General features: G+C 45.3%; 27 protein-coding genes. 11 read left to right on the plus strand and 16 right to left on the minus strand.

The genetic code is table 11. From position 1 onward, the window contains the following. Positions 1 to 41: 41 nt before the first annotated feature. Together AC5W2J_RS12485 and AC5W2J_RS12490 are read right to left on the minus strand one after the other, a co-directional pair. Complete coding sequence (locus tag AC5W2J_RS12485; protein ID WP_496059787.1) at positions 42 to 944, minus strand: DMT family transporter; 903 nt, start codon at positions 942 to 944, stop codon at positions 42 to 44. A 98-nt stretch (positions 945 to 1,042) separates the two neighbouring features. Beyond that, entirely contained in the window at positions 1,043 to 1,528 is a 486-nt protein-coding gene (locus AC5W2J_RS12490) for a YusW family protein (protein WP_496059788.1), read from the minus strand. Positions 1,529 to 1,666: 138 nt separating this feature from the next. Between AC5W2J_RS12490 and AC5W2J_RS12495 the strand changes: the two genes are divergently transcribed. From AC5W2J_RS12495 to AC5W2J_RS12505, 3 genes are read left to right on the plus strand one after another with little or no spacing between them, the layout of a single operon-like run. Continuing rightward, positions 1,667 to 2,131 carry a MarR family winged helix-turn-helix transcriptional regulator gene (locus AC5W2J_RS12495; protein WP_496059789.1) on the plus strand — a complete coding sequence of 155 codons (465 nt, stop codon included), beginning with the start codon at positions 1,667 to 1,669 and terminating at the stop codon, positions 2,129 to 2,131. Next, a complete protein-coding gene (locus AC5W2J_RS12500) occupies positions 2,128 to 3,105 on the plus strand; it encodes a ring-cleaving dioxygenase (protein ID WP_496059790.1) in 978 nt (325 codons plus the stop codon). The genes AC5W2J_RS12495 and AC5W2J_RS12500 overlap by 4 nt, the downstream gene beginning before the upstream one ends. 47 nt (positions 3,106 to 3,152) lie before the next feature. After that, the gene (locus tag AC5W2J_RS12505) at positions 3,153 to 3,758 is read left to right on the plus strand and encodes an alpha/beta hydrolase (protein WP_496059791.1); all 606 of its coding nucleotides are present in this window, start codon (positions 3,153 to 3,155) and stop codon (positions 3,756 to 3,758) included. Positions 3,759 to 3,821: 63 nt separating this feature from the next. On the opposite strand, the gene AC5W2J_RS12510 is transcribed toward AC5W2J_RS12505, so the two are convergent. Both AC5W2J_RS12510 and AC5W2J_RS12515 read right to left on the minus strand, forming a co-directional pair. Further along, positions 3,822 to 4,094, minus strand: a complete 273-nt coding sequence (locus tag AC5W2J_RS12510; protein ID WP_496059792.1) for a GNAT family N-acetyltransferase — start codon at positions 4,092 to 4,094, stop codon at positions 3,822 to 3,824. 51 nt (positions 4,095 to 4,145) lie between these two features. Further along, entirely contained in the window at positions 4,146 to 4,583 is a 438-nt protein-coding gene (locus AC5W2J_RS12515; RefSeq protein ID WP_496059793.1) for a cupin domain-containing protein, read from the minus strand. 148 nt (positions 4,584 to 4,731) lie between these two features. Between AC5W2J_RS12515 and rpsN the strand changes: the two genes are divergently transcribed. Continuing rightward, a complete protein-coding gene (gene rpsN / locus AC5W2J_RS12520; protein WP_496059794.1) occupies positions 4,732 to 5,001 on the plus strand; it encodes a 30S ribosomal protein S14 in 270 nt (89 codons plus the stop codon). A gap of 43 nt (positions 5,002 to 5,044) precedes the next feature. On the opposite strand, the gene AC5W2J_RS12525 is transcribed toward rpsN, so the two are convergent. Beyond that, complete coding sequence (locus tag AC5W2J_RS12525) at positions 5,045 to 5,665, minus strand: protein kinase domain-containing protein (protein ID WP_496059795.1); 621 nt, start codon at positions 5,663 to 5,665, stop codon at positions 5,045 to 5,047. Between the two features lie 144 nt (positions 5,666 to 5,809). Between AC5W2J_RS12525 and AC5W2J_RS12530 the strand changes: the two genes are divergently transcribed. Beyond that, complete coding sequence (locus tag AC5W2J_RS12530; protein WP_496059796.1) at positions 5,810 to 7,243, plus strand: SLC13 family permease; 1,434 nt, start codon at positions 5,810 to 5,812, stop codon at positions 7,241 to 7,243. Between the two features lie 194 nt (positions 7,244 to 7,437). Here the strand turns inward: AC5W2J_RS12530 and AC5W2J_RS12535 are convergent, their stop codons facing one another. Continuing rightward, positions 7,438 to 8,061 carry a flavodoxin family protein gene (locus AC5W2J_RS12535; RefSeq protein WP_496059797.1) on the minus strand — a complete coding sequence of 208 codons (624 nt, stop codon included), beginning with the start codon at positions 8,059 to 8,061 and terminating at the stop codon, positions 7,438 to 7,440. Positions 8,062 to 8,186: 125 nt separating this feature from the next. On the opposite strand from AC5W2J_RS12535, the gene AC5W2J_RS12540 reads away from it, so the two are divergent. Continuing rightward, positions 8,187 to 8,987, plus strand: coding sequence for an SDR family NAD(P)-dependent oxidoreductase (locus tag AC5W2J_RS12540; protein ID WP_496059798.1), 801 nt, complete (start codon positions 8,187 to 8,189; stop codon positions 8,985 to 8,987). Positions 8,988 to 9,150: 163 nt separating this feature from the next. Further along, positions 9,151 to 9,453 (plus strand): spore morphogenesis/germination protein YwcE, encoded by a 303-nt coding sequence (locus AC5W2J_RS12545; RefSeq protein ID WP_496059799.1) that lies wholly within the window; start codon positions 9,151 to 9,153, stop codon positions 9,451 to 9,453. 126 nt (positions 9,454 to 9,579) lie between these two features. Here the strand turns inward: AC5W2J_RS12545 and qoxD are convergent, their stop codons facing one another. The 8 genes from qoxD to htpX all read right to left on the minus strand — a co-directional run bounded on the left by qoxD (position 9,580) and on the right by htpX (position 17,630). Next, positions 9,580 to 9,933 (minus strand): cytochrome aa3 quinol oxidase subunit IV, encoded by a 354-nt coding sequence (qoxD, locus tag AC5W2J_RS12550; protein WP_496059800.1) that lies wholly within the window; start codon positions 9,931 to 9,933, stop codon positions 9,580 to 9,582. Then, positions 9,934 to 10,542: a cytochrome aa3 quinol oxidase subunit III gene (qoxC, locus tag AC5W2J_RS12555; RefSeq protein WP_496059801.1), complete on the minus strand. Its 609-nt coding sequence runs from the start codon at positions 10,540 to 10,542 to the stop codon at positions 9,934 to 9,936. It abuts the gene before it with no gap. After that, a complete protein-coding gene (qoxB, locus tag AC5W2J_RS12560; RefSeq protein ID WP_496060089.1) occupies positions 10,542 to 12,494 on the minus strand; it encodes a cytochrome aa3 quinol oxidase subunit I in 1,953 nt (650 codons plus the stop codon). Before qoxB ends, qoxC begins: the two co-directional genes overlap by 1 nt. Positions 12,495 to 12,536: 42 nt before the next feature. Then, positions 12,537 to 13,469 (minus strand): cytochrome aa3 quinol oxidase subunit II, encoded by a 933-nt coding sequence (gene qoxA / locus AC5W2J_RS12565; protein ID WP_496059802.1) that lies wholly within the window; start codon positions 13,467 to 13,469, stop codon positions 12,537 to 12,539. A gap of 418 nt (positions 13,470 to 13,887) precedes the next feature. Next, the gene (rarD, locus tag AC5W2J_RS12570) at positions 13,888 to 14,811 is read right to left on the minus strand and encodes an EamA family transporter RarD (RefSeq protein WP_496059803.1); all 924 of its coding nucleotides are present in this window, start codon (positions 14,809 to 14,811) and stop codon (positions 13,888 to 13,890) included. A 117-nt stretch (positions 14,812 to 14,928) separates the two neighbouring features. Next, entirely contained in the window at positions 14,929 to 16,056 is a 1,128-nt protein-coding gene (locus AC5W2J_RS12575) for a copper resistance D family protein (RefSeq protein ID WP_496059804.1), read from the minus strand. Beyond that, entirely contained in the window at positions 16,057 to 16,602 is a 546-nt protein-coding gene (locus AC5W2J_RS12580) for a copper resistance CopC family protein (protein ID WP_496059805.1), read from the minus strand. It abuts the gene before it with no gap. A 128-nt stretch (positions 16,603 to 16,730) separates the two neighbouring features. After that, positions 16,731 to 17,630, minus strand: a complete 900-nt coding sequence (gene htpX, locus AC5W2J_RS12585; RefSeq protein ID WP_496059806.1) for a protease HtpX — start codon at positions 17,628 to 17,630, stop codon at positions 16,731 to 16,733. 182 nt (positions 17,631 to 17,812) lie between these two features. Here htpX and AC5W2J_RS12590 point away from each other — a divergent pair, with 182 nt between their 5' ends. After that, positions 17,813 to 18,790: a zinc-binding dehydrogenase gene (locus tag AC5W2J_RS12590; protein ID WP_496059807.1), complete on the plus strand. Its 978-nt coding sequence runs from the start codon at positions 17,813 to 17,815 to the stop codon at positions 18,788 to 18,790. Positions 18,791 to 18,811: 21 nt separating this feature from the next. On the opposite strand, the gene AC5W2J_RS12595 is transcribed toward AC5W2J_RS12590, so the two are convergent. After that, complete coding sequence (locus tag AC5W2J_RS12595) at positions 18,812 to 18,937, minus strand: hypothetical protein (protein ID WP_496060102.1); 126 nt, start codon at positions 18,935 to 18,937, stop codon at positions 18,812 to 18,814. Positions 18,938 to 19,031: 94 nt separating this feature from the next. Between AC5W2J_RS12595 and AC5W2J_RS12600 the strand changes: the two genes are divergently transcribed. From AC5W2J_RS12600 to AC5W2J_RS12610, 3 genes are all read left to right on the plus strand, one after another. Beyond that, positions 19,032 to 19,919 (plus strand): amidase, encoded by an 888-nt coding sequence (locus tag AC5W2J_RS12600; protein WP_496059808.1) that lies wholly within the window; start codon positions 19,032 to 19,034, stop codon positions 19,917 to 19,919. Positions 19,920 to 19,998: 79 nt separating this feature from the next. Further along, on the plus strand, positions 19,999 to 21,489 hold the full coding sequence (locus AC5W2J_RS12605; RefSeq protein ID WP_496059809.1) for a potassium/proton antiporter: 1,491 nt from the start codon (positions 19,999 to 20,001) through the stop codon (positions 21,487 to 21,489). Positions 21,490 to 21,572: 83 nt separating this feature from the next. After that, positions 21,573 to 22,442 (plus strand): DMT family transporter, encoded by an 870-nt coding sequence (locus AC5W2J_RS12610; protein ID WP_496060090.1) that lies wholly within the window; start codon positions 21,573 to 21,575, stop codon positions 22,440 to 22,442. 74 nt (positions 22,443 to 22,516) lie between these two features. Here the strand turns inward: AC5W2J_RS12610 and AC5W2J_RS12615 are convergent, their stop codons facing one another. Further along, entirely contained in the window at positions 22,517 to 22,975 is a 459-nt protein-coding gene (locus tag AC5W2J_RS12615) for a flavin reductase family protein (RefSeq protein WP_496059810.1), read from the minus strand. Positions 22,976 to 22,985 lie beyond the last annotated feature (10 nt).

Here is a 22,985-nt window from a genome sequence, read left to right on the forward strand (position 1 = left end):
GGCCGCCCTTCAAGAAGGACGGCAGAAAATGTCACAGACTTTTATTCATAATGCTTTCTGCGCCGAAAACCAATTGACTTCCGGGTGGTAAGGATAACACCGGATATAACAACTACGGCTCCGCCTATCTGCGTCCAGGTGATCGTGTCTCCCAGAAAAATGTAGGCGCCTGCCATCGTAAACACAGGCAGCAGATTTAAAAACACCGATGACTGGGAAGCACCAATCTCTGCAATCGAACGATTCCAGAGCAGCAGTGCAATCACAGACGGAAAGATGCCTAAATAAACAATTCCTGCAATATCCTGATACCCGGCAATAGGAGGCGGTCCATAAAGAATGGTTTCGACTGCAGCAAAAGGCAGCAGAATCAGGGCAGCCGCCGCAAGCATGACGAGCAGGCTTCCGTAGGCCGGAAACTTGTGCATATGCGTTTTCACGAGAAACGAATAAATCACCCAGGCAGCAACTGCCGCCAGCATAATAACATCCCCCTGGTTAAACGACAGGTTCCTGATCACTTCAGCAGACCCGTTGGTAATGACCCAGAATGCTCCTCCTAGGGAAAGGACAACGCCCGCCCATTGGTATCCCTTCAGCCGTTCCCGAAACAAAAAGAAACTCGCCACAATCGTCACAACAGGAATAGAAGACTCCAGAATCGCTACATTGGATGCGCTTGTGTATTTTAACGATAAATAAATAAAGGCATTAAAAAAAGCTACTCCTGTTAAAGCCAGGCCGAGAAGCGGCTTCCACTCAGACCGGAATACTTCCCGGTGACGGACCGCCTGTTTCCAGCCAATGGGGAGAATGACGGCCAGTGCAATCCCCACGCGGAGAAATGCGATGGTAAACGGCGGAATATCCTCCAATGCTTTACCGACCAGTATATTGCCGGTGAAAATAATAACAGTAATGATTAAAAAGATATATGCTTTCATATGTACCCACCGCCTTTATGCCTTTTCAGTGTACGTCAGACCGCGGCTGCCTGCCAAATAAAAAAGCCATTCTTTTTAGAATGGCCAAATTGTTTTTCTTAATTGTCTTGTTCGTCTTCTGCTTCCAGCTCATCGTCGTTTTTAAATTCTACATCTATATCGATGTCTTCATAGTCCTCTTCCAACTCAAAGGCCTGCATTGATTCATCGAGCAGTTCACCTTCAGCGGAATCGGCGGTAACGTTCATGGAAGGAAGAATATTTTCAAGTTCATTTAATGCTTCTTCACCTTCTATTGTCGTACTTTCCCCGTCCCGGGAATCTTCTATTTCAGCCTCGGGGCTGCCGCCATTGTAGTCATAATCGACTTCATACTGACCGTCCCCGTAGTCTGCGTCAAGATCGTATTCACCGATCTCAAGATCTTCATGCCAGCTGCCTCCGTTGTCATCCTGGGCAGTTTCTTCCTGGGTTTCTTCGTTCTGATCGTCCCCCGGAGCTTCTGTATCTTCCTCTGTGCCGCCACAGGCAGCCAATAGAAGAGCGCTTACTGATGAAAATGCCGCCAAACTGAATTTTTTCATAATAATATACCTTCCTTTATCATCTATCCACTCGTTCCCTGCAGGGATTTGCAGCAAACGTACAATAGAAAACAAAATGTTTGCTTTTTCATCAGTTTAATATTAAACTGATGAGGGTAAAGAAGGGGGAGCCCATAAATGAGCATACAGAAAAAATTAACAAAAAAACAGAAACAGCTGGGCCTGCTCCTCTGGTTTCGACTTTCCCGCTTTTACAACGAAAGCGTGTACCGCTCCAATACTTATTTAAAAAGTTATGGGCTGACAACCTCCCAGTTTGATGTTCTTGCCCAGGTGGGAGCCCACCAGCCCCTTTCGCAGCAGGAGCTGGCAGAAAAGCTTTTTGTAACCAAAGGAAACATCACGCATATGCTCCGGAAAATGGAGGATATGGGATACATTCAGCGTGAGCAGAAGTGGCGTACAAAAACCATTACTCTTACGCAGGCAGGAAACGCCCTTTATAAGCGGAGCGTGCCCGACCAGGAACAATTTCAGGCTATGCAGTTTCAGGTTCTTTCCGAACAAGAACAGCAGCAGCTGTTGCATCTATTAAAAAAAATCCAAAAAAACCCTGTTTCCCATAAGGAGGAAAACCAATGAACATTAAAGGTATTCATCACCTCTCTGCCCTGACAGCAAACGCAAAACACAATCTCGATTTTTACACAAAAGTAATGGGGCTCCGCCTTGTTAAAAAAACGGTAAACCAGGATGATACTTCCGTTTACCACCTTTTTTACGGAGATGAAAAAGGAAATCCCGGTACAGAGCTTACCTTTTTTGAAATTCCGATGGCCGCTCCAAACCAGCCCGGAGCGAGCAGTATTTCCGGTACGTCCCTGCGTGTTGCAGACGACAAAGCGCTTGATTTCTGGAAAGCCCGTTTTGACAAAATGGGCGTCGGCCATGACAACATCGTCGAACGTGCCGGACGCCGCACGCTTGCGTTTCAGGATCCTGAAGGCCAGCGCCTGTTTCTTGTTTCCGATGAGAACAATACAGGTGTACCCGGGGGCGTCCCATGGGACCGTGCCCCTGTACCGGTGGAGCATGGTGTGACAGGACTCGGCCCGATTCGATTAACGGTGAAAAATCCGGCACCGACAGCTGGCATTCTTACAGACGTGATGGGATTCCGCCGCAAAGGAAGCTACGCTGCAGAAGTGGAAGGTCAGCCGGATATTGAAGTATTTGAAACGGGAGAAGGCGGAAGCGGAGCGGAAATTCATCTGGAACCGCGACCTGATCTTCCTTTTGAAAGACAGGGACGCGGCGGCGTACACCACGTTGCTTTTCGTGTAGAAGACAAAGAGGAGCTGGAAAAATGGATTCAGCATGTGACCGATGCCGGGCTTCCTAATTCCGGTTTCGTGGAACGCTTTTACTTCCGTTCTTTATACTTCAGGGAACCAAATGGTATATTATTTGAAATTGCTACGGATGGCCCCGGATTTGAAGGTGATGAGGACATTGACCACCTTGGTGAAACGCTTGCGCTTCCACCATATCTTGAGCCTAAACGTGCAGAAATTGAAGCAAAAATAAAGCCGCTCGATTATACACCGGAAACGTAACACGCGCTGCCCGAAAGAATAATTACAATACAAAGGTGGAATACTATATGAAACATATTTTTAAGCAGTCCAGTAAAAAAAACGCCCCGGTACTCCTTTTGCTTCACGGTACAGGCGGCACAGAAGAAGACCTGCTTGAGCTGGCCAAACTGATCGATGACCAGGCTTCTATCCTGAGCGTCCGCGGAAATGTATCCGAAAATGGCATGCCCCGCTTTTTCCGCCGCCTGGCAGAAGGCGTATTTGATGAAGAAGATTTAGTATTCCGCACCGGAGAACTAAACGACTTTATTAATGAAAGCGCGGAGAAATATGAATTTGACCGCAGCAATGTGATTGCCGTAGGCTACTCCAACGGCGCCAATATCGCGGCCAGCCTTCTTTATCACTATAAAGATTCTCTTAAAGGCGCATCTCTTCATCATCCAATGGTGCCAAGACGCGGCATAGAGCTTCCTGATTTAAACGGCACGCCTGTTTTTATAGGAGCCGGAGAAAACGACCCGATCTGCACACCGGAAGAAACTAAAGAGCTCAGCCGAACCCTTTCCGATTCGGGAGCTGCAGTAGAAGAATACTGGAGCCAGGCCGGTCATCAGCTGACTCTCGAAGAAGTCGAAGCCGCCAAAGCCTGGTATAAAAAGACCTTTTAATAAAATGAAACCCCGGAGACACTTTAGTCTCCGGGGTTTTATTTACGAATCAACAGCTTGATTTTATGCTATTACATCGTGAAATTCATCATTATCCTTCAGCTGCTTTTCTGCATAGGAGCATTGGGAAATAATTTTCTTATTTTCCGCCCGGGCCTTTTCCACTACGTGCTGGACAAGCTGGTAGCCAATATTCTGTCCTCTTAAATCTTCCGCTACTTCCGTGTGTTCAATCACTATTTCGCCATCTTTTTGTTCAAAATAAGTAATCCCGGCAGCCTTGGTTCCCTGCTGGTCTTCTACGTAAAATTCATTGTTTCCTTTTTTTACATCCATGTCGTATCTCTCCTTTGCTTTCTTTTTACCTTTTCCGGAGAAATTAAAACATTACTCCCATTCGACCGGCTTTTCTACAAGAACACCGTCGTCATTTGTTTTTTGATTCAATGTATGGTCTTTGGCCTGGACACAGATATAATACAGCACTTCATCGGAATTGTTGCGAAGCGTCCGGGCTCCCTCTGGTGCTACACGGACAACCGTTCCTTCTTCGATATCAAATATCTCATCATCCACCTGAAACTGCCCGCTTCCTTTCACGAAAATATAAAGCTCTTCGTTCTCTATGTGCTTATGATGAAACGGAATAGATGTATGCGGTGGAAAAGAACTCAGGGAGGCTTCCATGCTTGTGAGGCCGAGCAGTTCATTTAAGAACAGCTTGCCCCTCGTTTTGACTCTGCCTTCAATTTTATAGTCCTTCAGATCCTCCCACTTCCCTGGATATGCTGCCGTATAATTTGTGCCCTGCTTTTTTTCTGGCATGCTGGACCCTCCTCTAAATTTTCTGTTTCTCCTGCAGTATATAACGCTTTCATAAAAAAATAAATCAAGCCGTATCCTTGCAAAGGAGAAAAAGGCATGATATATTTTATAAATCGTAATCATTACGTTTTATAAAGGAGAGAAAAAAATGGCTAAAAAATCAAAAGTCGTCAAACAGCAAAAGCGGGAAGCACTCATTATAAAATATGCTGATATCCGTCGGAAACTAAAAGAAACAGGGGACCTGGAAGCGCTCCGCCGGCTGCCAAGAGACTCTTCCCCTACCCGTTCCAACAGCCGCTGCGGGGTGACCGGTCGTCCACGGGGATACATGAGAAAGTTCAATATGTCCCGAATCGCCTTCCGGGACCTGGCTCATAAGGGACAGATTCCCGGGGTAAAAAAATCAAGCTGGTAAAAATAAAAAAAACACTGGACTGCCTTTGCAGATCCAGTGTTTATTAATGCCCTCCATAATGGGGAAGCATTTTTCGTTTATATAAAGCAGCCACGGTATTTAACAAAACGAGCGGCATTTTCTTAGGAAAATACTTTCTCGTATAATATACATAAAAAGCATTTTTTAAGTCATCCCACTGTGTGCAGTCTTTCTGCTGGCGGTAGCGGGCCACGTCAATAATTTTAATATCTCCTGTATCGGTGATAAGAATATTACGCAGGTGAATGTCCGACGGATTTAGACCTCTGTCTCTGGCGAACTGCAGAGCCCGGTCGACTTCTTTCAAATAGTTTTCCGTTATCGGCATGCCTCTTTGCAGGCATTGAAAAAGTGTACTTCCTTTCACATAGTCGATAACCAGATAATTCTCCCCTGCCTCATACAAATTTGGATAATATTCCAGTCCTCCAAGAGCCTGATAGATGAGGGCTTCTTCTTTAGCTACCGCTGCAAAGTCCGGAAAAAACATTTTCAATACTACTTCTGTTCCTTTTATTTTAAAAACATAAGCGCTTCTTCCTTTTCCAATAAATTCCAATGTGTCGTCGTAATCAATAAGGATCGAGTGCGTTCCTTTGTTTATCATTCGGACGCTTTCTGCAAGAGCAAGGTATGTTTTCACAATGCTCAATCCTCCTTTTGTCGTGTGTCTTATTATATCACGATTTTTTCTTTCTATCTTTTTATCGCTTTCTTTTGAATGATAATGACAAATAAAAAAGAGTCGGGTACTATCATAAGTATAATCTGAAAGGATGTGAAGAGCATGTCTTGGAACCGCCATCGAATTGGGATCATTCTGGGCCCGTTATTTTTTGCCCTCATTTATTTTTTTCCGGCCCTGACCGGTCTTGAAGATGCACCGCGTGCCGTGCTTGCTGTCACCGCCTGGGTAGCCACATGGTGGATTACAGAAGCCATGCCTATTCCCGCAACGTCCTTAATGCCGATATTTTTGTTACCGCTTACGGGAGGAGCAGAAGAAAGCACCGCAACCATGGCCTACGCCGATCCGATTGTGTTTATGTATATGGGCGGGTTTACCATTGCGCTTGCCATTGAAAAATGGGATTTACATAAGCGCATTGCCATGTTTATTCTTCTGCTTTTAGGAACAACCAGCAGCCGGATTGTGCTGGGTGTCGGGATTGCCACGGCGTTTCTATCAATGTGGATCTCCAATGCCGCCACTGCACTCATGATGCTTCCCATCGCGCTGGCATTAATTACAGAAGCAAAAGACAAAGAATTCTTTAACGAAAAAGACTTGAAGTCCTTTGCGAAAGGCCTGCTGTTAACCGTCGCGTATGCAGCTTCCATCGGCGGCCTGGCAACGCTTATCGGTTCCGTTCCAAACGCCGTGTTTGTCGGAATCGCCAACCAGCAGCTCGACCAGACGATTACCTTTTTTGACTGGTTTATTTTCGGGTTTCCGATTACCGTCATTATGATGATTACGTTGTACTTTTATATGACAAAAATTAAATTCTCTGTGCCGAATACAGGCAGTATTTCTGAGAACTTCGCCCAGGATCAGCTGAAAGAGCTTGGGCCGATGAGTTATCAGGAAAAAGTGATTCTAATCATCTTTTCGATGACCGCTTTTCTCTGGATTTTCGGAGGATTCATCCCCTTTCTTGACCTGACCGATACAACCATATCGATGATGGCGGCAGTCTCCCTGTTTCTTATCCCAAGCCGCTATAAAGGAAAGCGCGGCGGGATTATGGTATGGGAAGATATGAAACGGCTGCCATGGGGACTTCTTCTCCTGTTCGGCGGCGGTTTATCGCTTGCGGCTGCCTTTGACGAGTCCAACTTAACCGAATGGTTCGGCGATATCCTGGGCGGCCTGCAGGTGCTTCCGTATCTGCTCATTCTCGTTGTCCTGGCAGCGATGGTGCTGTTTATGACGGAAATTATGTCCAACACAGCGGTTTCCAACATGTTGATTCCGGTCAGCATCGGACTTGCACTTGGTATCGGCGTAGAGCCGTACGGAATCATGGCCATCGTGGCGCTTTCCTCCTCTTGTGCGTTTATGCTGCCTATTTCCACACCGCCGAACGCGGCCGTGTTCAGCTCGGATTTCATCACCATTGACGACATGATTAAGGCCGGTTTCTGGCTCAATATTATTTCGATTATTGTCATTGTGGCTTTCGTTTATTTCTGGCAGCCTGTTGTTTTAAGTTTTTAAAAAAAAAGAAGAAAAATAAACAGGGGTGACTCCTGCAGAACAGCCATAGGAGAAGATAAAGAGGCGTTTTCCCCTCTTTAGCTGAGGCATGGCCTGCGGAAAGCACCCCTGTAAAGGTTTTGTATAAAAATACCTATATTTTGTCTTTTTCAACAGCCTGAAGAAACATGCGCATTTACGCGCATGTTTCTTTTTTATACATTGCCTTCTGCAGGAATAGGATTTCTTTGTAAAATGCGCGCCATATGAAGCAGGTTATAGGCAAGCATCGTCACGTGGCCTTTCGTAAACTCATTACTCATGCCGTCGGCTTCAATAAACGATGGACCGGGCCCGGCTTCTCCCACCCAGTAGCAGTCTACGTTGGGCGGTACGGTAAAGCCGATATGGGAAAGCCCGTACAGCACCGAGGCAGCTGCATGTTTGGCACCGTCTTCGTTGCCGGTAATAACAACGCCGCCTACTTTATTGTAATAAACGGACTGACCTTTTTCATTTGTCACACCGGTTCCGCCATACAGCCTTTCCATGGCAAGCGTCGTGATACTGCTTTTCTCCCCTATCCAAAGAGGTGTGCCGATAATCAGGATATCTGCCTGTTTTACTTTTTCAAAAACAGCCGGCCAGTCGTCTCCTTCTCCCAGATCCTCACTAATACCATAAGGAATGTGATAATCAGCAAGCCTTACCGTTTCTGTGGAAACTCCCTCTTTTTCCAACAGTTTCAGCACTTCGTTTGTTAAAGCTTCCGTATTGGATTCTTCGTCACCGCTTTTTTTCAATGACCCATTTAATACCAGTGCTTTAAGTTCTGCCATATTATCCCGCCTTTTTCTCTGAGTAATTGACATGTACCCTTATCCTGGAAGAAATATGCAGAGCTGTTTTGTTTTTTTCGTGAAGGGTACTGATTAAAAACAGCTGAGAAAGGGAGAGATAATCAATGACTATTTATGCAGCAGATGCTTTACAAGGAGAACATGCCCTAATTACCGGTGCTACCGGCGGCATTGGATACGACACGGCTATTACGCTTGCCAAAATGGGAGCAGCCGTTACAATTACCGGACGCCGGCAGGAAAAGCTGGAAGCATTGCAGCAGCAAATTAAACAAACCAATCCGGACGCTTCTGTAGCAGTAATTCCTGCAGACATCGGCAACAGTGAGGAAAGAGCTTCTTTAGCAGCAAAGGCGGCTGCGGAAAATGGAACGATCAGCCTGCTTGTGAACTCAGCAGGTATTATAGGAGGAAGCACGGTCGAGCAGTTAAAGCAGGAAGAGATGGAATCCATCATGCATATTAATTTCACCTCGGCTGTACTATTGAGCCAGCTCGTATATGAAGGCATGAAAACGCTTGGCCGGGGAGCGATCGTAAACGTTTCTTCTTTATCCGGACTCCGGGGAACAACCGGCAACACTGCTTATGCTGGTTCCAAGTTTGCGCTTATTGGATTTACCCATTCCATGGCGCTCGAAGCAATCCCTTATGGCATTAGAGTGAACGCAGTCTGTCCAGGCTATGTTGATACCGAAATGGGTGAGACAGCTATCGCCAATAAAGGCAGGCGGGAAGGCCGAAGCTATGAAGAACAGCTGGAAATAGCTAAAGCCGGCATTCCATCCGGTTCCCTCACTCGTTCGAAGGATGTAGCAAATACGATTGCCTTCTTATTGACGAACGCTGCCTATAATATAGTTGGTGAATCAGTGAAAATATCCGGAGGCAGTGTGCTCCGCTGAGCACTCGTTCACCGGTTATGTCAACATACGAAATAGTTTGTTCAAAAAAAGTTCAAACTATTTCTTTTTTTTATGTCATTTCTGTGAATAATTTGGTATACTAAATTTATAGAAAATATGAAAACGCTTACTAATCTGAAAATTATAAAAAGAGGTGCTTGTAATGGATGTATTGCTCGTATTTATGGTTTTTGCCACACTTGTCCCATTTTTCTTTGCCCGCCGCAAAAAATGGTTTCTCGTTGTTCTTCAGTCAGCTCTTGCTTTAGGCATGTGGGACTATTTTCTAAGTCATTTCACACCAATTACTGTGCTTAATGCACCGACTTCCATTATTGCATTCTACGGCAGCCTGCTTATCACGAACGTAGCCATTATCTATATTATGATCAGCTATTTCAAACAGCTGGAGCGCTCACGCCGCGTCCCTTTTCTCCGCTCTGAGGTAAACAACAACTCTAAATAAAACTTCGACATAGTAAAAGCCGGTTTACTGTCTGTATTGGCAGTATTTCCGGCTTTGTTTATACAAACTTCAAGAATAGAACAAAAAAAGGAAGCTTATCGCTGTCGATAAGCTTCCTTTTACTATTTAATGATCGCCATTGTGTTCTTCTGTTTCTGAACCGCCGCCATCTGTGCCGTGGTCGTGATAACCAAACGACATAACCCAGATCGAGCCTAAAACAATAATACCTGCAATACCAAAAGCGTAAATCATATTACCAAGCTGAATGCCTCCGCTGTCTGTTTCGGTAATATGCATAAACATAAACAGCTGAATGCCTGCCTGGATAATGGCAAGTGCCATAATACCAGTAACGATCCATCCCATTGGAAGTCCTGTGCCAAGAGCAATCCAAGCCGCTGCGCCGGTAAGCACAATCGAGGCAAGGTATCCAATTAAATGTTTTATAGGGAAACGCGATTCACTATGTGAACTCATTTAAGCCACCATCCCTAATAAATAAACGACTGTATATACGAATATCCACACAACATCTAAGAAGTGCCAATACAAGCCGAATATAAAGAATTTACTTGCTGTCCGCGGCGTAATACCTCTTTGGTAGAGTTGGATTAATAAGAGGACACCCCAGCCGAGGCCAAGCGTCACGTGAAGCCCGTGTGTACCGGTCAGAGTAAAGAATGCAGACCAGTATGCTGCTGAGCTGATCGATGCACCTTCATGTACCAGGTGATTAAACTCATAAATTTCCAGTCCGAGGAATCCAAGACCTAATACAAGCGTCAATCCCATCCAGATGAGAAGGCCGTTCTTCGATCCCCGGCGCATTTCATTGATGGCGATTCCGCAGGTAAAACTACTTGTTAAAAGAAGAAACGTCATTAACAAAGTAATAGGCAGTTCAAACAGTTCGTGGGGAGGCGGAGCATCCGCCGTCCTGCCTATCATAACAGCATAGGTGGCGAAAATGGTAGCAAATAATGCAATCTCTGCGCCTAGAAATATCCAAAAACCAAGGATATTCATACGTCCTTCTTGTGTGCGGTATTCCATTGGTCCTGTTGTTGCTTCCGTATGTGCACTCATTATTTGCTATCCTCCCCTCTGGCTGCCTGCTCTATTTCGTGTATTTCTTTTGTAGAGACATGGAACCCTTCATTGTAATCAAACGAGCGGATACCCATAATAACAAGGGTAAAAATCAAACCTGGAATTGCCATCCAGAACCATTCCCATACAAGGCCGAAACTTGCGATAAACAGGCCGAACATCATGAAGAATGGAAGGCCGGAGTTGCTTGGCATGTGTATTTCTTCCACTTTTGATTTGTCATAGGTCGTTTCGCCTTTATCTTTCATTCCTACATATGCGTCTTTACTGTCAAACTCAGGAAGAGTAGCGAAGTTATAGAATGGAATTGGTGTAGCAGTAGCCCAGTCCAGTGTTCTTCCTTCTCCCCATGAGTCGCCTTTTGTTTCACGCTCGGCATAACGGAAGCTGTAGTAGATGCTGTAAACAAATACAGCAAATCCGGCTGCCATCATAAAGGCGCCCGCTGTGGCTGTTAAGCTGAGCGGCATCCATTCGGGTTCAATCGTATATGTCCGTCTTGGCATTCCTGCGAATCCAAGGAAGTACATTGGAAGGAAACAAACGTTAAAGCCAATCATAAACAACCAGAAGAATATTTTTCCAAGTTTTTCGTTAAGCTTGTGTCCAAACATTTTTGGATACCAGAAGATTAAACCGGAGAAACATCCAAATACAGTACCCGCGATAAGCACATAATGAAAATGAGCTACGAGGAAGTACGTATTGTGATACTGGTAGTCGGCTGCGGCCATTGCAAGCATTACCCCTGTTACCCCGCCGATAACGAAGTTGGGAATAAATGCAAGCGCCCACAGCATCGGTGTTTCAAACGTTATCCTGCCTCGATACATCGTGCCGAGCCAGTTGAATATCTTAACCCCGGTCGGTACGGCAATAAGCATTGTCGTAATCGAGAAGAAGGAGTTTACTCCGCCGCCGGCACCCATTGTAAAGAAATGGTGAACCCATACGAGGAAGCTTAAGAGTGCGATAATAACCATTGCGTAAACCATCGCTTTGTAACCAAACAGCTGTTTTCTTGCAAAAGTAGAAATAACTTCTGAGAAAATACCAAACGCCGGGAGAATAACGATATATACTTCCGGGTGTCCCCAAAGCCAGAAAAGGTTTGCCCACATCATCGGCATCCCTTCGCCGGCAAGCGTAAAGAGTTTGGCGTCGAATATTCGGTCGAGCGTCATTAAAGCAAGTGCTACAGTAAGAATTGGGAAAGCAAATACAATGATAAGAGATGTAATAAGCGTCGACCATGTAAAAATTGGCAGCCTCATCATCGTAATTCCCGGAGCCCTCATCTTCAGAATTGTAACAATAAAGTTAATACCGGTTCCCAGCGTACCAATACCGGAGAGCTGGAGTCCCAGAAGATAATAGTTGATTGCCGGTCCGGGGTTTAATTCGGCCCCGGCCATCGGAGCGTAGTTTGTCCAACCTGCGTCCGGCGATCCCCCGATAATAAAGGAAATATTAAAGAGAGCAAGTCCAAAAGCAAAGGACCAGAAGCTCAAGTTGTTAAAGAACGGAAATGCTACGTCACGCGCTCCGATTTGAAGCGGTATGGCAAAGTTCATTAAGCCAATTAGAAACGGCATGGCCATGAAGATAATCATGATTGTTCCGTGTGTTGTAAAAATTTCATTGTAATGCTGTGAATCCAGGAAGGTCATTCCCGGCAGCGAGGTCTGTACCCGCATCATCATTGCATCGATACCGCCGCGGACAAACATGACAATTGCTGCGATGATATACATAATACCTATCTTTTTATGATCAACAGAAGTTATATACTCTCTCCAGAGCCATCCCCATGCCTTGAAGTAGGTGAGTACAGCTACAACCGTTATAGAACCAAGCGCAATAGAGACCATTGCGCCATATATAAGCGGATCTCCTGTTACGATAAATTCACCAAACAAAAAGTCTATAAACGCCTCCAAATTATCTCACCTGCTTTCTATTAAAACGTGCTAATCTTCCCATATGTCACGACCGCCTTGAAGGTAAAGCTTCTCTCCGAGCTCTCCACCATGGTGATCAATAATGTAATCACGGCCCTCATTTGTTCCATGATCGACAAAATCTAAATGCGTTGATGAAAATTCATTGTTTTCACTCAGCCCAGGAGTAAGCATAGCTATATACTCATCTTCTGTAAGCTCAGGAGCTGACTCCTGCGTTTCGGCAACCCACGCATTATAATCGTCTTCGTTTTGTGCGATAACTTCAAACGTGTGACCGGAGAAACCGGATCCATTGAAGTTGGCATTGCGTCCTGCATATTCGCCTTCGTTATCAGCCTGCAGATACAATGTGTTTTCCATACCGGCCATGTTGTACTTCTGACCGCCCAGTGCAGGAATCCAGAGAGCCGTCATGGAATCGGCTGAAGAAAGCCTGAATTCGATAGCCCGGTCTGTTGGTATGTGTAAATAGTTAACCGTTTCGATATTTTCTTCAGGATAACTGAAAAACCACTTAAAGTTTGAAGTTGTTGCATGAACAACCAACGGCTCAGTGTCCGCAGATACTTCCGGCGGCTCCTCCAATTCATAAATCGTTGTTACGGTAGGGATAGACAGTACCGTTACAATAATAAGAGGAATAACCGTCCAAATTACTTCAAGCTTGTTGTTGCCGTGATGAGTTGGATCATAATTGTCGTTGCCTTCCTTTTCAGGACGATATCTGAACTTCACAAGCATATATGTGAAAAGTACGAATACAACAGCTACGATTCCCAGCATCATAATGATAGAAAATGTGATAAGTTCTGCTTGACTCTCTGCTACCGGCCCCTGTGGATCAAGAACGACTAAATCCGCACAGCCGCTTAAGAATATAACAAGAGCAAATGCAGGCAGCATCAGCGTCCGCTTTGCCCGGCTTATAAATTTTCCCACCTTACCCAACACTCCTTCCTAGTAATAGTAATACCCTGCCAGAATTACATTCTGCTCTGTCCATGGTAGCAAATTTATGCTTTCTTTTGTTCACTTTTCAAAGACTGTCATACAAACCTCAATTTTGTGTTTCAAATTCAACACAAAATCGACATAAAAAATTCACGGTTTCTAATATGTAAGAGTATATCCGCTTTGTTGAATTTTTTATGCTTTTTTTCATTTGGTATGAAAAAGCATTATTTATACAATTAGTTATGCCGTCATGCTCCTGCTGTCTGCTTTACTGCCCCCTTTTATCTGAACAGCCGTATTATTGGTTCACATAAATACCTACCGTTAGTATTGTGCTACGACTTGCAGAAAAAGTAAAGTCTCACCCTCTGTTTCAGCAGGAAAAACATAAAATGTTCACGATTCATTCCGGCTTTTCAAACGTTCTCCATTTTCTTGCTTTCCAAGAGGTTCTGGATCTGGAAACCGTGAAGATAATTAAACCAATCCAGACAATAATAAAAGCTGCCAGCTGCTGCAGGCTGAATGGCTCATTAAACAGAAATACACCCAGCAGGAGCATAATCGTGGGCGCAAAATACTGCAGAAATCCAATGAGCGAAAAGGAAATACGCTTGCTGCTTGCAGCAAATAAAAGCAAAGGCACTGCTGTAGCAGCTCCGGCTCCAATCAGCAGGGCATGGTCTTCCCACGAAAAACGAAATACGCTGCCTGTATTTCCCTGCACGGCAAATAGAAACAGCAGTGCAAAAGGCACCATAATCATTGTTTCGACTGTTAATCCGGCCCACGCACTGAGCGGGGTTGTTTTTTTAATCAGTCCATAAAGCCCAAAGCTCAGTGCCAGGCCAATCGCCGCCCATGGGAAATAACCATAGTAAAACGTCAGCGTGATGACACCTCCGACTGCCAGAAAAAAAGCCAGTCCCTCTGCCCTGGTCAGTCTTTCTTTTAAAAAGACGGTAGCAAGTACAACATTGAACAACGGATTGATATAGTAGCCAAGGCTCGCTTCAATAACCCTGTCACTGTTCACCGCAAAAATAAACAGAAACCAGTTAATGCTTATTAAAACGGCCGCTGCTGTTATGGCTGCCGCTGATTTTTTATTTTTTAATACACGAATGATTTCACTTCCGACCGGCTGGATCTTTTTTAGCACCAGCAGAACAGCTCCCATGAAAATCAGGGACCAGACAATTCGGTGGGCAAGCACCTCACCTGCCGGAACACCGCCGAGCATTTTCCAGTACAGGGGCAGAAATCCCCAAAGCACATAGGCCAGTCCGGCAAAAGCCACCCCCGCTGCCTGTTGATTTTCTCTCATCTTTTTTTCTCTCCCGTCCCTTTTTCTACTCTACAAGCCTATCGCAAAATAGAAAATGACGCATCTATTTTTTCGGAAACCGAAAGAATAGATGCGTCACCTATAAAGTCCTGTTTTTTAAAACATGCCGGCAGCAGCTGTCGCTTCCAGACCGATCATACTGATCAGTCCCAAAAACATACTGATGGCAAAAAAGAACGAGATACCAAAAACAACCCAGGCGGACATTTCTTTTTTGATGGAATAATACGTCAGCCAGGCAAACAGGACACCGATTAAAATCAATACAAAACCGGGACCGTGAAAAGAAAAGACAGGAGTGGACGGACCGGCTGGACCGCTGTCAAATAACAGCGCATAGAGCGGGGACGGACCTTCCGAACGCAGCAGCCTTTCAATTCGCTGCGGGGTTTCCTGCTCTGTCATAAATCCTGTTACAGCAAGTATGCTTAACGCCACAGCACTTTCGGCCCTAAGCCAGGGTCTCGGGCTGAACGAAGCATCCTTCTTTAAGCGTCCTCTAATGAAAAACGCATTAAAAACGGCAAAAAGCAAAATAACCGCAAACAGCAGATGTTTTAACAAAAGCGCCTGACCGTAGCTAAGCACCCAGGAGCCGGTAATTGACTCCGTAATAAGCTGGGACATAATCAGACCGGACATCGTAAGCAGCACAACACACCCAACTGCAATAAGCGTAAACCATTCCAAAAACCCTTCCCAATTTACATAGCTTTTGGAAAACCAGCTGACGATAAACAGTGTTCCGATCCACACACTGACTGCCAGGTAATGCATCGTATGGGTAGTAAATCCGATTAGACTGCTCGCTGAAGCTGCATGCCCCACACTGGCCTGAAAGCCTATAATGGCTGCTAAAATAGCCATAGAGGCCAGGTAAATACTCCAATGCGCCTCTGCTTTTCTGTAAAATAACGCAATCAATACTGCAAGCGCTATGGAAGCTATCGTTAATGATATCCACGCAGTTCCAATTTGGAACGAAAACACAACCATCTCCAGAGCTTCGGAGAGCATACGGTCACGCCCCGCTGATATAGAGCGGGCAATGTCCAGCAGCGAAGGAAACGATAAGACAGGAAGCAGCAGAGCGCTTCCCAGCACGAGCGGAAATGGTACGTGCAGCTCCGGACGGTTCGTTTTTGGAATCATATTCAGCAGAGCGGTCCCCATCAGAATTCCAAGTGCAGCATATAAAAGCCCGTTGCTGATCGCAATAAGCACTTATTTTTTTCTCCTGATAAGAAAGAATAAAGCACCGGCTACAAGGACAAGAAGGATCACAGTGCCTGCCAGTATGAGTGTATTACCATTTCCTTCTTCTTCCTCTGCTGCACCGGCAGTATCTGTTTCTTCCGCTTCCGGAGCAGCTTCTTCTGCATTTTCCTGTTCTTCCTGAGCGGCAGCGGCATCTTCTTCCTGATTAACCGTAAAGGCAATAGTATCTTCTATAAGGTGGCCGTCTTCACTGATGATTTCAAATTCAAACGTGTAGTCACCGTTTGGGAGCGGATCGTCCGCAGTAAACACAACCTCATCTATCGGTTCATGCGTGACATCCCCTAAAACTGGTTCGCCTTCTTCATCATAAAGATCAGCTATGTTGTAATCCTGTATGGGAGAATCGAAAGTAACATGGACTTCGTTCATATCTTCTTCGATTGTTTCTCCATCTTCCGGTGTTGATTCTTCCATGTACGTATGGGCCTCAGCTGAAGCCGGAAACCATAACAAAGCAAAAGCCGCAAAGGCTGTTCCTATATATTTCATGCAATCTCTCCTTAAATTAGTCTCTCTTTCTTTATAACAGAAACGGGTCGAAATGGCTGTGAATAAATAAAGACTTTTAAATGAATGCAGTAAAAAACGAGCCCACGGTAAAGCGAGCTCGTTTTAGTTTATCTTTCCTGCAGTCTTCTAATTCTTTCTTCAAGAGGCGGATGAGAAGAAAAAAGCATCGCCATCGAAGTCTTGCCATTAATTTTCAGCGTCTGCACTGATCCGTGGCTGTCATCAATCCGCTCGGAGTACTGCTTTAAGGACTGCAGGGCGTGGGTCATTTTGTCCCGCCCTGCCAAATCGGCTCCGCCGCGGTCTGCGTGATATTCCCGGTACCTGGAGAAAGCCATAACAACAATGCTTCCCAGGATGGAAAATAAAATCTGAAACACGATAATGGCTCCGAAGCGTACGAACATCCGCAGTGTACTGTCTTTTACAAAGTTGGATACAACAGTGGCCACAATACGGGCAAAGAAAATCACGAATGTGTTTACTACCCCCTGTAAAAGCGTCATGGTGACCATATCACCGTTGGCAACGTGAGCCACTTCATGGGCAATAACACCTTCAACAGCCGTTTTATCCATCGTCTGAAGCAGTCCGCTGGATACAGCTACCAGAGAACGTTTTTTAGTAGGGCCTGTGGCAAAAGCATTCACTTCCTTGGAGTTGTAAATACCAACCTCCGGCATGTGAGTAAGCCCTGCATTTCTTGCCATCGTATGAACAGTATCAAGCACCTGCTTTTCAGCCTGTGATTGAGGCTGGTCCGGCTTGATTACTTTTACACCCATTGTTTTTTTGGCCATCCAGCGTGACATCGCTAAGGATATTAAGGCGCCCCCAAAACCAAATGCCGCACTAAACAGCAGCAGCGCACCAAAGTTCATGCTGCCGTCCGGGCTTGTCATGCCTCCGATATTAATACCGAATAAGCCCAGGATGCCTATAACGATAGTAATCGTTGTTATAACTAAAATATTAGTAAGTACTAACAGCATAATTCTTCTTCCCATTGTTTCCACTCCTTTTTTCTCTCTTTCATCATACCTGCTTCTATTTTACGAGGCTACTGAATTATTTGTTTCACTTTCTTTGCCTTTGTTTCGTTTATTCTTCTTAAAAAAAGGAATGTAGATAAGTATACGTCTATTCACAGCACGTGCAGCAGCTTCACCAAATAAAGGAGGACACTCTAATGAAAGCTTTAGCCCTGACTAAACCTGGAAGTATCGATAACTTGGAAATCACCGATCTTCCTTTACCGGAACCACAGGAAAAAGAAGTACGGATCAAAGTAAAAGCGGCCGGTGTAAACCCGGTGGATTATAAATTATCGGAAAACGCCCTTCCCGAATGGGAGCTTCCCCACGTGCCGGGTCTTGATGTATCCGGCATTATAGATAAAGTGCATCCCGGTTTATCGGATTGGAAAGAAGGAGACGAAGTCTACGGACACATCAGCATGACCGCAAACGGCGCATTTGCCGAATATGTTACCGTTTCTGCTGATGTAATCGCTCCGCTACCGTCGGGGTGGAGCCATGAAGAAGCTGCTTCTCTTCCGACAGCCGCTTTGACAGCCTACCAATCCCTGTATCGAAAAGTAGCGGTGCAAAATGGACAGACCATCCTTATCCAGGCAGGGGCAGGCGGCGTAGGCGGCTATGCCATTCAGCTGGCTTCGCTTGCAGGCCTCCACATTATTACCACTTGTTCTCCGGAGAACAATGAGTACGTAACCGGCCTGGGAGCACACAAAACGATCGATTACCGGACTGAGAATGTAACCGAAGCGATTCACAAATATACAGATGGACGCGGCGTGGATATCGTACTGGACACCATTGGTGAAAAGACAGCTACCGAAGCGATTGATTACCTGGCGTTTAATGGCCACCTCGTCTGCATCGCTTCCCTGCCCGATTTTACACAATACACACCAAAAACACTGGCTCCTTCCTTCCACGAAATTGCACTTGGTTTTGTTTATCGTTCCGACGACCTCGAGCAGCGTGCCGACCTCGGTCGTATGGCCAGAGAGCTCGGAGCACTTGCCTCTCAAGGAAAGATTAAGCCTCTTCCTCAGGAAGTTGTTTCTTTGGAAGAAGTCGTTTCTGCACTTCACCGTATAAAAGACGGCCATGTCCGCGGTAAAATTATAGCCGCCTTATAAGAAACGAAAGCAGAAAAACCCTCAGCGGTTTTCTGCTTTTTTCTTTGATGAAGCCAGCTGTTTTAACTTTTCATTATACATATAAAAATAATACAGCATTTCACTTATAACTATCAAAATAAGACCGATATCTACTATATAAAACAAGATAAAAGCATTACCAGTTCTCACCATGCCCCCTTTTCTTTTTGACTGAATTCCAGACTATCCCACACATTACATATAAACGGAGGAACAACGAATGAAGCGACTTTTTTCTATTTTAACTATTATACTGGCGGTGATTATTGTGGCCATTACGCCTCAGCAGCATGTGAACGCAAACAGCAATTATTTATCCACCTGGCTTTGGGACACAAATAAAATGCTCTCTGAACCGGACCGCATTCTTACTTTTCTTGAATCAAAGGAAGCAGAGACGGTTTATCTGCAGATTGACCGGACCATCCCGTCTTCTTCCTACCGCAGCTTCATACAACGTGCCGGGGAGCGCGGTATCGCAGTTCATGCACTCGACGGCGCCTCCGACTGGGGAACGCGTTACAGCGGCAAAACACAGCCGCCAGTCATCCCCTGGCTGAAAACCTATCAGAACAGCGCCGCTCCTTCAGAAAAATTTGCAGCTCTGCACCTTGATGTCGAGCCTTATCTTCATTCGAGCTGGAACACAAATCATGCCAAAAGCGTCCTGAATTACCAAACACTGCTGATTAACAGTACAAAAGCCGCTAACGATATGGGACTCCCTCTTTTTGTGGATATGCCTTTCTGGTTCGATGAAATAACCTACAGCAGCAAAATCGGAAAAGGCAACCTGGCGGAATGGATCATCAAACAGGCTGACGGTGTTAATATTATGGCTTACCGTGACAAAGCAGATGGCCCTAACGGTATCATTACGCTGGTTTCAAACGAGATGAAATGGGGGAATGTATATGCAACGCCTGTAACCGTAGGAGTAGAAACGATGAATCTTGGATCATCTGAATCGTTTACTACATTTTATGAGGAAGGCGAAACATATATGCAGGCAGAATTGGAAAAGGTACGGACCGCCTACAGCGGGTACCGGAGCTTTAACGGCTTTTCCATGCACCATACGTATTCGTGGATTGATATGAAACCATAATACAAAAGGACAGTATCTTACAAAAATGCCTGTAATCGGGCATTTTTTTATTTTGTTTTTTAAAAAAGGAGGCCTTGTTGTGCTGAGTGATTATTTATTAAGTGATTATATTCTGCTCCTTGTAGGACTTCTGCTCGCCTGCGGAGTTCTCGTGTCCAAATTTTCCAGCCGGCTTGGCGTTCCCTCTCTAATATTATTTATCGCTATCGGCATGCTGATGGGATCCGGCGGATTGAATATCCTTCCTTTAGGGAACGTGGAGCATGTGCAGACCATCGGGATCCTTGCGCTTGTTATTATATTATTCGAAGGCGGGATCCAGACAAAGTGGTCGGTTATCCGGCCTGTTGCCGGCACCGCTCTTTCATTATCCACGCTCACGGTGCTGCTGACTTCGCTTCTTCTGGCAGGTTTTGCTTACGTTTTGCTGGACCTTACCATGATAGAAGCCTTTCTTCTCGGAGCACTGGTGGGCTCTACTGATGCAGCCGCCGTGTTTGCTACATTAAAAGGAAAAAATATTAAGCCCAGTCTCAGTGCCTCTATGGAAGGCGAAGCCGGGGCCAATGATCCCATGGCCGTTTTTCTTACCCTGGCAGCTATAGAACTGCTCATGTCTCCGGACCCAAGCTATACGCTGATGGCCGGAAGTTTTTTATGGCAGATGATCGGCGGCGTCGCGATCGGCCTGGCCTTAGGAAAGGTTGGTTCTTACGCTGTTAACAAAATTAACATGGATGCCGGCGGCCTTTATCCTATCTTTGCCATTTCATTTGCGTTCATCATCTATAGTTCGGCTCAATTTGCGCTCGCCAGCGGTTTTCTAGCTGTGTATGTTGCTGCTCTTGTAATCGGCAATTCGGAATTGACCTACCGCCATTCCATCACCACTTTTCACGAAGGGTTTGCCTGGATGGCACAGATCGTCATGTTTATTGTACTGGGAGCACTGGCCACCCCGGAAGATATTTTCTCGTGGGGCGTCATATGGACAGGTGTACTGCTTTCCTTTTTTATTATGTTTATCGCAAGACCCGCAGCCGTTTTTCTTTCTACGTTCGGCAGCGGATTTTCCCTGAATGACCGGCTGTTTTTATCCTGGGCCGGACTGCGTGGCGCAGTACCTATTATTCTGGCCACATTTCCAATCGTAGCGGGCGTAGATAATGATTCGATTATTTTTAATACGGTCTTTTTTATCGTGCTTACTTCAGCTCTCATTCAAGGGTCAACCATTGCTCCCTTGTCCAACAAGCTGAAAGTTACTGCCCCTGACAGCAGGGACGAACATTCTTCCTGGGAGCTTGTTAATATAGGAAAAACAGATGCTAAGCTTATTGAATATCAGGCCTCCAGACATTCTGCCATTATCGGCCAGCATGTAAACAGCCTTAATATACCGGAAGAATCTGCTGTCAATGCATTAGTCCGTGATGGAGAACTTCTTAATACAGACGCTAATATTGAGATCGAGCCGGGGGATACGCTGTTTATTCTCGTAGCCACCAGAAAAAAACACGACCTTAAACAAATGCTTGAGGGAAAAAAAGAAAAGAAACGTTTTTCGTAAAAATAGGCAGACTGCGACTTCATTCATCCTGTTAACTATGGAATGATTGAAGTCCACTTTTTATAGGAGGTCATATTATGAATATGAAATACGCCGGCGTTGGATTGGTTATGCTGGCTGCCGTATTCTGGGGCATTACCGGAGGTATTGCTGACATTCTGATGAGCAGGGGCTGGGACCCTATTATCATTTCCCTTTACCGGGGCATTATTGGCTTTATCTGCTTTTTTACCTGGGTTCTTTTCCGCTTTAAGGAAAATTGGAACCGGTCTACTTCTTTTTACATATGGGCTCTGCTTGCAGGAGTCGGAGTAGCCGGAAATTTCACCTTTTATTTCGTAAGTATCCAGGCTTCCAGTATCGCTATTGCGGTCACTTTAATGTATACAGCACCAATATTTGTTCTTCTCATTTCTTTTATGCTGGGCATGGAGCGTTCCACCTGGATGAAATGGGCGAGCATTGCCGGAGTGCTTATAGGAATTATTCTTCTTACCGGAGCTTATAACATGGGGTCACTCACCGTGAGTGCTCTGGGAGTAACAGCCGGCCTCGCATCCGGTCTTTCTTACGCTCTGTTTATCTTCGGATTTAAAAACGCTTCCGCTCTTGGAAAGCCTCAGGCTACGTTAACCATCGCTTTTTTTATCTTTTGTCTTATCCTGTTTCTGTTTGCAGACATGAATGAAGCCGCTGCTGTATTGACATCAAATGATACAGGCTGGTTTCTTCTTTTAGGAATCGTCGGAGCGGGCATTTCTTTTATTATATATGTGATTGGAATCCGCCGGACAACACCTGCAAATGCTTCAATGGTTGCGATGGTCGAGCCGGTCACGGCCTCGCTGTTCGGTGTCTTGCTGCTCGGCGATCATTTAACCATCATTCAACTGCTTGGAATGGCGCTTATTCTCGTTACCGTCACTGTCGTAAGTGTAAAAACATCCAACTAAAAAAAGAGGGACCCGGAGATTTTTCTCCGGGTCCCTCTTAAACATGAACACAACTTTTAAAAAACTATGTTCAGTTATTCAGCAAATTTATTGTATTTTCCTTCAAAGTACAAGAGCGGGTCCCCGTCTTGTACTTTTAGATTAATGACTTCCCCTACAAACAACGTATGGTCCCCTGTTTCATGGGTCGAATGCACTCTGCAGGCCAGGTTGGCTAACGAATCTTCAATAACAGGCTGTCCTTCGAACCGCTCAAATGACACGTCGATATCTTCTTTGAGCTGTCTTGCAAAGTACATGGAATACTTTTCCTGTTCCTGTGAAAGAATACTTACCGCAAATGTCCCGGCTTCTTTAATTTTTTCATGGCAGGTCGCGTTTTTGGATACGGAAACGACGACAAGCTTCGGATCAAGAGATACGGACATAAATGCATTGGCTGTCATACCATGTATTTCTTCTGTCTCTGTTGTAACCACGGTCACGCCGGAGGCAAATTTCCCCATGGCGGATTTAAATAAGCGATCGTCCATTTTTCTTCAC

Source organism: Sinobaca sp. SA16-1 (assembly GCF_059510515.1).